The organism is Dinoroseobacter sp. S375, assembly GCF_049800775.1.
GTDB lineage: Bacteria > Pseudomonadota > Alphaproteobacteria > Rhodobacterales > Rhodobacteraceae > Dinoroseobacter.
This window is the reverse complement of the sequence record NZ_JBNAFR010000010.1, coordinates 7,501-14,269: the sequence shown is the minus strand read 5'-3', so window position 1 is coordinate 14,269 and position 6,769 is coordinate 7,501. Positions and strand designations below refer to the sequence as shown.

Below are 6,769 nucleotides of genomic sequence, written 5' to 3'. Positions count from 1 at the left end.
CCCATCCCGGGCCGGGGGGGGGGGGGGGGCGGGGGGGGGCGCGGGCCCCCGCCGCCCCCCCCCCAATCCGATCTCTGGCGCGACTGACGCTTCCCTAACGTCATCATGACACCGGACCCCCTAGTCAGATCCCGTGGCCCGCCAAATGCGCTGGGTCACCCCGGATTTGATGAGGTGATTATGTCCAACCCGCTCCCCGTCGTCATTCTCGCGACCCAGGCCGATCTCGATGCGGTGGAGGTCGACCTGCGCATGGGTCGCCGCCGCCCGCTCCGAGGGTTCAGTGTGCAGATCACGGGGATCTCGCCGCATCTTGCCCTCACTGCCGAGACGTCGCTCAATGCCGGATACCGCGCGTCGGGCTGGACCGAGGCATTGGCGCTTGCCATTCCCTTCGCCGCGCTGATGGCTGCGATTGCGGCCTCTCTGCCGGGGCTTTCCCTGTCGCCGCCCCTTCTGGCGGCGCTGGCCCTGTCGGCGGGCGCGGCGGGTGCTGGTCTGGGCGCGTATTGTGCCCGCCAGCGGGCCCGGCGACGCATGGCCCGGTCGCTCGCAAAGCTGCGCGCAGCGATGCAGCAGGCGGCGGCTTGCGGACACCCCCGGAGCGGCGGGCGACGCGCCCGCTCCCGGCCTGCCCCGGTGTCGCAGGAGGCCAGCCTGGCCGCGGAAATCCTCGTTCTGGCCGACGAACGGGACCGGGTGAGCCAACCGCTCGTGACAGAGTTGCGTCGCGATGCGGCGGCGGCCCCCTTGGCGGCGTTGCGCTGATCGCGCGGGCCCCGGCGCCCGGGTCTAGGCCTGGGGCGCGCTGCGGGACTGGCTGAGATATTGCCTGAGGCTGGCCTGCTGCTCCGGCAGGACGGTCGTGGCTCGCAGATACACATCGACCCCGATCATCAGGGCGTTCCGCGGCCCGCCATCCCGGGAGAGGACCTCCCATTCCAGCGGGCTGAGCCAGGCGGCAAAGAACCAGGTTGGCGGCAGGTCCGGCGCGGCGGCAGGAGGCGCGCAGAGAATCGGCCAGTTCAGTCGCGTGACCGGCAGCGCAAAGCCCAGCACCTCTTCGGCGAGCAGCAGCGCAGTTTCCGCCGGGCTGCGCCCTTCGACGCGGCCCAGATGCGGCAAGGTCCAGAGCGGCCCATCCGCCCCGGAGCGTTCATCCGCGGGCAAACAGGTAACAGCCACCTTGTCGCGATGCAGGGCTGCCAGGGTCACCCCCTGAAAATCGGTGTGTGTGTTCTGTTGCGGCACAGAGAATCCGTATACTGTCCCGAGCATATCATGCGAAAGTGGGTCTCGGCGCCTAGATGACCAGTCTCTGTCGTGAATGTCAGCAGCAAAACATCGAAAAACCGCGTTGCCCGCGTTGTGGCAGCCCGCGGCTGATCCGTCATGCGGAGCTCGACAGCCTGAGCATTGCCCATATGGACTGCGATGCGTTCTTCGCCTCGGTGGAAAAACGCGACAATCCCGAGCTGGCCCACAAGCCGGTGATCATCGGAGGCGGGCGGCGCGGCGTGGTCTCGACCGCCTGCTATGTGGCGCGGATCAAGGGCGTGCGCTCGGCCATGCCGATGTTCAAGGCGCTGGAACTCTGCCCGGACGCTGTGGTGATCAAGCCGCGCTTTGATGCCTATGTGGAGGCCAGTCGCGCGATCCGCGTGATGATGGATGAGATGACCCCGGATGTGGAACCCCTGTCGCTGGACGAGGCCTTCATGGATCTGGGCGGGACCGCGCGCCTGCATGGCGCGCCCCCGGCGGTGATGCTGGCGCGGCTGGTCAAGCGGATGGAGGACGAGCTCGGTCTGACCGGCTCCATCGGGCTGTCCCACAACAAGTTCCTCGCGAAGATCGCCTCGGATCTCGACAAACCGCGCGGGTTCGCGGTGATCGGCAAGGCTGAGACGCTGGAGTTTCTGGCCGATAAACCCGTGCGGATGATCTGGGGTGTGGGGGCCGCGGGGCAGGCCGCGCTGGAGGCTGCCGGGATCCGCACCTTCACCGATCTCGCCCGCTGGGAGCAGGCCGATCTGGTGGCGCGGTTCGGGTCCATGGGCCTGCGGCTCTGGCATCTGGCGCGCGGCGAGGATCGTCGCCCGGTCTCGAGCCGGACCCCGGTCAAGGGGATCTCCAACGAGACCACCTTTTCCGAGGATACGGCGGACCCGGATCTGCTGGAGGGGCATGTCTGGCGCATGGCCGAGAAGGTCGCGGGACGGGCCAAGGCCAAGGGGGTGGCGGGCCGGGTGGTGCAGCTCAAGCTGAAGAAATCCGATCACACCCTGATCACGCGGCGCCATGCCCTGCGCGACCCGAGCCAGATCGCCGACCGGATCTTTCGCGAGGCGATGGAGCTGTTCCGCGCGGTGCCCCGTGGGGACAGCTATCGTCTGCTGGGCGTGGGGCTCAGCGATCTGGTGCCGGAGGGGAACGCCGATCTGACGGGAGATCTGCTCGACCCGGGCGCGGCGCAGCGGGCCGCGGCAGAGCGCGCGACCGATGCGATCCGCGCGAAATTCGGTGAGGATGCGATCCTGAAGGGGCGCGCCCTGCGCTAGGCGCGCCGGGCGCTATTCGGCGGCCAGGGGCACCTGGGAGGCGCGGCCGAACCCGGCGATCTCGGCGATCACCTGTTCCATCAGGCGCTGGAAGCCGCGGAATTGCGGGCCACGCTCAATTCTCTCTTCATCCATGTAGAGCGCGCGGTCGATCTCGATCTGTACCACATGCTGGTTGCGCGAGGGGCGGCCGTAATGCTGCGCGATGAAGGCGCCGGCAAAGGGGGCATTGCGGGCCACGCGCAAGCCGGCATTGGTGAAGGCGGCTTCGATATGGTCGACCACATGGGCTGCTGCCGCCGCGCCGAACCGGTCGCCCAGCACCACGTCGGGGCGTTCGTCGGAGTGCTGGTGCAGCGCGTCGATCGCCTCATGGGGCATGGAGTGGCAATCCACGAGAATCGCCTGGCCGAAACTGTTGCGCGTCATGTCGAGCATGCGGCGCAGCTGGTCATGATAGGGGTGCCAATAGGCGTCGAGCCGGGCCTTGGCCTCGTTCAGGTGCAATTTGCCGCGGTAGATCGCGCGGCCATTGGCCACCACCCTGGGGACCACGCCGAGGCCCGAGCTGATCCGCGGGTTATGGGTGACCCGGCGCAAGCCGCTGACCACTGCCGGGTCCAGTTCGTCGGAATTGCGATTGAGGTCGATATAGGCGCGCGGCGCTGTCGCCGCGATGGTCTGGGCCCCGTGGCGCGGGGCGCAGGCGATCAACTCATCCACGAAGGCATCCTCTGAGGAGCGGATCGTATGGGTGTCGAGGATCGTGGCCCGCAGGAAGTCCTGCGAATAGGCGCGCCCGGAATGGGGCGAGGCGAACACGACCGATGTGGTGCAGGGCCGGGGGCGCCCGAGTGTATATGCTGTGTGCATCATTGGAGTTATACTAGACCGAACCGGGGGCAGGCCAAAAGCCCTTGAACACCTTTGCGACTCCTTTTATAGGACGCGAACCGATCGCGAAGGTGGCTCCGCCGAGGAGTGATTTTGGCGATTTCGGTATCTCATCGGGCGGTTAGCTCAGCGGTAGAGCACTTCGTTGACATCGAAGGGGTCACTGGTTCGATCCCAGTACCGCCCACCATCTCGGCCCAGTCCCTCGGGGCGGCCATCCACCTTGGCGCAGTGCGCGCCGCGACAGGAGACAGACCCATGAAGGTCAAGAACTCGCTCCGCTCGCTCAAGCAGCGCCACCGGGATTGCCGGATCGTGCGTCGCAAGGGCCGCGTTTACGTGATCAACAAGACCCAGCGTCGGTTCAAAGCGCGTCAGGGCTGAGCCCGCGCCGCCGGAGCAATCCGGTCGATCACTGAAAAGATGTAAACCGCCGCGGGAAACCCGGCGGTTTTGTCACGTTTTGGCAGGGGGATGCTACGGGTCGCGGGGCAGGCTTCGGGTTGGGGGCGCCATGCACATGTGCATGGCGCGGCCCCGCGCAGGCCGGACGTTCGGACATGGTGGTCGGGCCTATCCCCTCGCGCGTCGCCCGCGATCCGCATGCGGATCGCGCCACCGATCCCTGTCTAGGCGGCGTCGGCTTCGGGCTCCCGCGCGCCGGTCATGAAGGCCACCGCGTCGGACATCTCGTACTCCTTGGGGTTGATCACGCAGAGCCGTTTGCCCAACCGATGGATGTGGATCCGATCCGCAACCTCGAACACATGGGGCATGTTGTGGCTGATCAGGACGATCGGAATTCCCCGCGCCTTCACATCGAGGATCAGTTCCAGCACCCGGCGGCTTTCCTTCACGCCGAGCGCCGCCGTGGGCTCGTCGAGGATGATCACCTTGGACCCGAAGGCCGCCGCCCGCGCCACGGCGACCCCTTGCCGCTGCCCCCCGGACAGTGTCTCCACCGCCTGGTTGATGTTCTGGATCGTCATCAGGCCCAGCTCGCTCAGCTTGTCGCGGGCAAACGCCTCCATGGCGCCCCGATCCAGCTGCCGCAGCCACTTGCCGCGGAACCCGGGTTTGCGCAGCTCGCGCCCCATGAACATGTTGTCGGCAATCGACAGGGCCGGGGACATGGCAAGCTGCTGGTAGACCGTCTCGATCCCCGCATCCCGCGCATCCAGCGGGCTGCTGAAACGCACTTGTTTGCCTTCCAAATAGACCTCGCCCTCATCGGGTATGACCGCCCCGGACACCGCCTTGATCAGCGAGGATTTCCCCGCCCCGTTATCCCCGATCACCGCGAGGATCTCGCCCGGGTAGAGCTCGAAGTCGCAATGATCGAGCGCGGTCACGCGGCCATAGCGTTTGACCAGGTTCTTGCCTGCAAGAATGGGTTCCATCAGACCGACACCTTTCTGATCCATTGATCCACCGCCACAGCGGCAATGATCAGCAGGCCGATGAGGAGGAAGGTCCATTGCGCATCCGCCCCGAGGAGGCGCAGGCCGAGCGTGAACACACCCACGATCAGCGCGCCGAAAAAGGCGCCCAGGATCGAGCCGCGCCCACCGAAGAGCGAGATCCCCCCGATCACCACGGCGGTGATGCTTTCGATATTCGCAAGCTGCCCCGAGGTCGGTGACACCGACCCGATCCGACCGATCAGGGCCCAGCCCGCAAAGGCGCAGATCAGCCCTGACAGCATGTAGACCGAGATCAGCACGCGCGAGACCTGAACACCCGACAGCTCTGCGGCTTCGGGATCATCGCCCACCGCATAAACATGCCGTCCCCAGGCGGTCTGCCTCAGCACATAGGCCAGCACGAAAACGAGCACGACCATGAAGATCACGCCATAGGTCAGGCGCGCGCCGCCAAGTTCCAGCGTGGTCCCGAAGAACTGCAGGAGGGGCGCCTCTTCGCGGATCTCCTGGCTGCGGATGGTCTCGTTCGCGGAATAGAGGAAATTCGTGGCCAGCACGATCTGCCACATGCCCAGCGTCACGATGAAGGGCGGCAGTTTCACCTTGGCCACGAGCCAGCCATTGATGAAGCCCATCGCCGTCCCGCAGATCAGCCCGCAGACGATCGAGATCTCGACCGGGATCCCGTAGCGGAAGGTGAATTGCCCCATCACCACCGAGCTCAGCACCATGATCGCGCCCACGCTCAGGTCGATCCCGGCGGTCAGGATCACAAGGCTCTGCGCCGCGGCGACGATGCCGACGATCTGCACCTGTTGCAGGATGAGCGTCAGGGCGAAGGGAGAGAAGAACTTTGATCCAAGCAGGATCCCGAAGATGGCAATCGCCGCCACCAGCACGATCAACGGCACGAGGGCCGGCGTCTGATGCAGCGCGTGCTGGAATTTGCGGGTGAACCCTTGGGGGCCATGATCGAACTCGGCCACCGAGGTGGCGCTGTCCTTGAGCGCGGCTTCGTAATCCTGCCCTTGCGGGGTGGGGTCGGTCATTGGCGGCTCCGGACGTTACAGGTGAGGACGAATGGGTCGGACAAGGAATGCCGCGCCGATGCGATGCGCGGTCTTGGGGGGTGCGTGACCCCGGCCGTGGTGCAATGCCGGGGTCAGCGCCGGACCAGTGGCGCGCGCGGATCCCGGGTCAGGATCCGAACGACGCCACCGCCCTTCGGTCAGAGGCTGCAGGTCAGCCCCAGCAGAGGTCCATGCCCTCTTTGACCGAGATGCTTTCGACACCATCGACGGGGGAGTCGGTGACAAGCGCCACGCCGGTGTCGAAGAAGTCCTTGCCCGGGGTGGGCGCGGGCTTCTCGCCGCTTTCGGCCCAGGTCTTGATCGCCTCGATCCCGAGCGACGCCATCAAGAGCGGGTATTGCTGCGAGGTGGCACCGATCACGCCGTCGGCGATGTTCTGGACCCCGGGGCAGCCGCCATCGACGGAGACGATCAGCACGTCATTCTCGCGACCGATGGCCTTGAGCGCCTCATAGGCCCCGGCGGCGGCCGGTTCGTTGATCGTGTATACGACGTTGATGAAGGGGTCCTTGGCCAGAAGGTTCTCCATGGCGCGGCGACCGCCTTCCTCGTTCCCGGCGGTCACGTCATTGCCGACGATCCGGGGGTCATCCTCGTCACCCCATTTGTTGGGATCGCCCAGCTCGATGCCGAAGCCCTGCAGGAAGCCCTGATCGCGCAGCACGCCCACGGTGGGCTGCGACACGGCCAGGTCCAGCATGCCGATCTTGGCATTGCCTGCATCATCGCCGAGCGACGCCGCCGCCCAGGCGCCGATCAGCTCGCCGGCCAGGAAGTTGTCCGTGGCAAAGGTCGCATC

At 66.5% G+C, this 6,769-nt stretch carries 8 protein-coding genes and 1 tRNA gene (1 of these 9 cut by a window edge); 4 read left to right on the top strand and 5 right to left on the bottom strand.

Features of this window, described 5'->3' with window-relative positions; all coding sequences use genetic code 11:
* The first annotated feature begins 180 nt into the window (after positions 1-180).
* Positions 181-768 carry a hypothetical protein gene (locus tag ACP150_RS18280; protein WP_424968125.1) on the top strand — a complete coding sequence of 196 codons (588 nt, stop codon included), beginning with the start codon at positions 181-183 and terminating at the stop codon, positions 766-768.
* Between the two features lie 24 nt (positions 769-792).
* Here ACP150_RS18280 and ACP150_RS18275 read toward each other — a convergent pair whose 3' ends face one another.
* Positions 793-1,278 carry a hypothetical protein gene (locus ACP150_RS18275; RefSeq protein WP_424968124.1) on the bottom strand — a complete coding sequence of 162 codons (486 nt, stop codon included), beginning with the start codon at positions 1,276-1,278 and terminating at the stop codon, positions 793-795.
* Positions 1,279-1,307: 29 nt separating this feature from the next.
* Here ACP150_RS18275 and ACP150_RS18270 point away from each other — a divergent pair, with 29 nt between their 5' ends.
* Positions 1,308-2,561 carry a DNA polymerase IV gene (locus tag ACP150_RS18270; protein WP_424968123.1) on the top strand — a complete coding sequence of 418 codons (1,254 nt, stop codon included), beginning with the start codon at positions 1,308-1,310 and terminating at the stop codon, positions 2,559-2,561.
* A 12-nt stretch (positions 2,562-2,573) separates the two neighbouring features.
* Here ACP150_RS18270 and ACP150_RS18265 read toward each other — a convergent pair whose 3' ends face one another.
* Positions 2,574-3,437, bottom strand: a complete 864-nt coding sequence (locus tag ACP150_RS18265) for an N-formylglutamate amidohydrolase (protein ID WP_424968122.1) — start codon at positions 3,435-3,437, stop codon at positions 2,574-2,576.
* A 133-nt stretch (positions 3,438-3,570) separates the two neighbouring features.
* Between ACP150_RS18265 and ACP150_RS18260 the strand changes: the two genes are divergently transcribed.
* Both ACP150_RS18260 and ykgO read left to right on the top strand, forming a co-directional pair.
* Positions 3,571-3,645 (top strand) — tRNA-Val (locus tag ACP150_RS18260).
* Positions 3,646-3,713: 68 nt separating this feature from the next.
* The gene (gene ykgO / locus ACP150_RS18255; RefSeq protein ID WP_035255927.1) at positions 3,714-3,839 is read left to right on the top strand and encodes a type B 50S ribosomal protein L36; all 126 of its coding nucleotides are present in this window, start codon (positions 3,714-3,716) and stop codon (positions 3,837-3,839) included.
* Positions 3,840-4,084: 245 nt separating this feature from the next.
* Here the strand turns inward: ykgO and ACP150_RS18250 are convergent, their stop codons facing one another.
* From ACP150_RS18250 to ACP150_RS18240, 3 genes are all read right to left on the bottom strand, one after another.
* Complete coding sequence (locus ACP150_RS18250) at positions 4,085-4,855, bottom strand: ATP-binding cassette domain-containing protein (RefSeq protein ID WP_424968121.1); 771 nt, start codon at positions 4,853-4,855, stop codon at positions 4,085-4,087.
* Positions 4,855-5,928, bottom strand: coding sequence for an ABC transporter permease (locus ACP150_RS18245; protein WP_424968120.1), 1,074 nt, complete (start codon positions 5,926-5,928; stop codon positions 4,855-4,857). The genes ACP150_RS18250 and ACP150_RS18245 overlap by 1 nt, the downstream gene beginning before the upstream one ends.
* 193 nt (positions 5,929-6,121) lie before the next feature.
* On the bottom strand, positions 6,122-6,769 hold the 3' portion of the coding sequence (locus ACP150_RS18240; RefSeq protein WP_424968119.1) for a sugar ABC transporter substrate-binding protein. Its footprint extends 372 nt past the window's final position; only the last 648 of its 1,020 coding nucleotides appear in the window; the start codon falls outside the window, past its right edge — the gene reads right to left on this strand; the stop codon is at positions 6,122-6,124.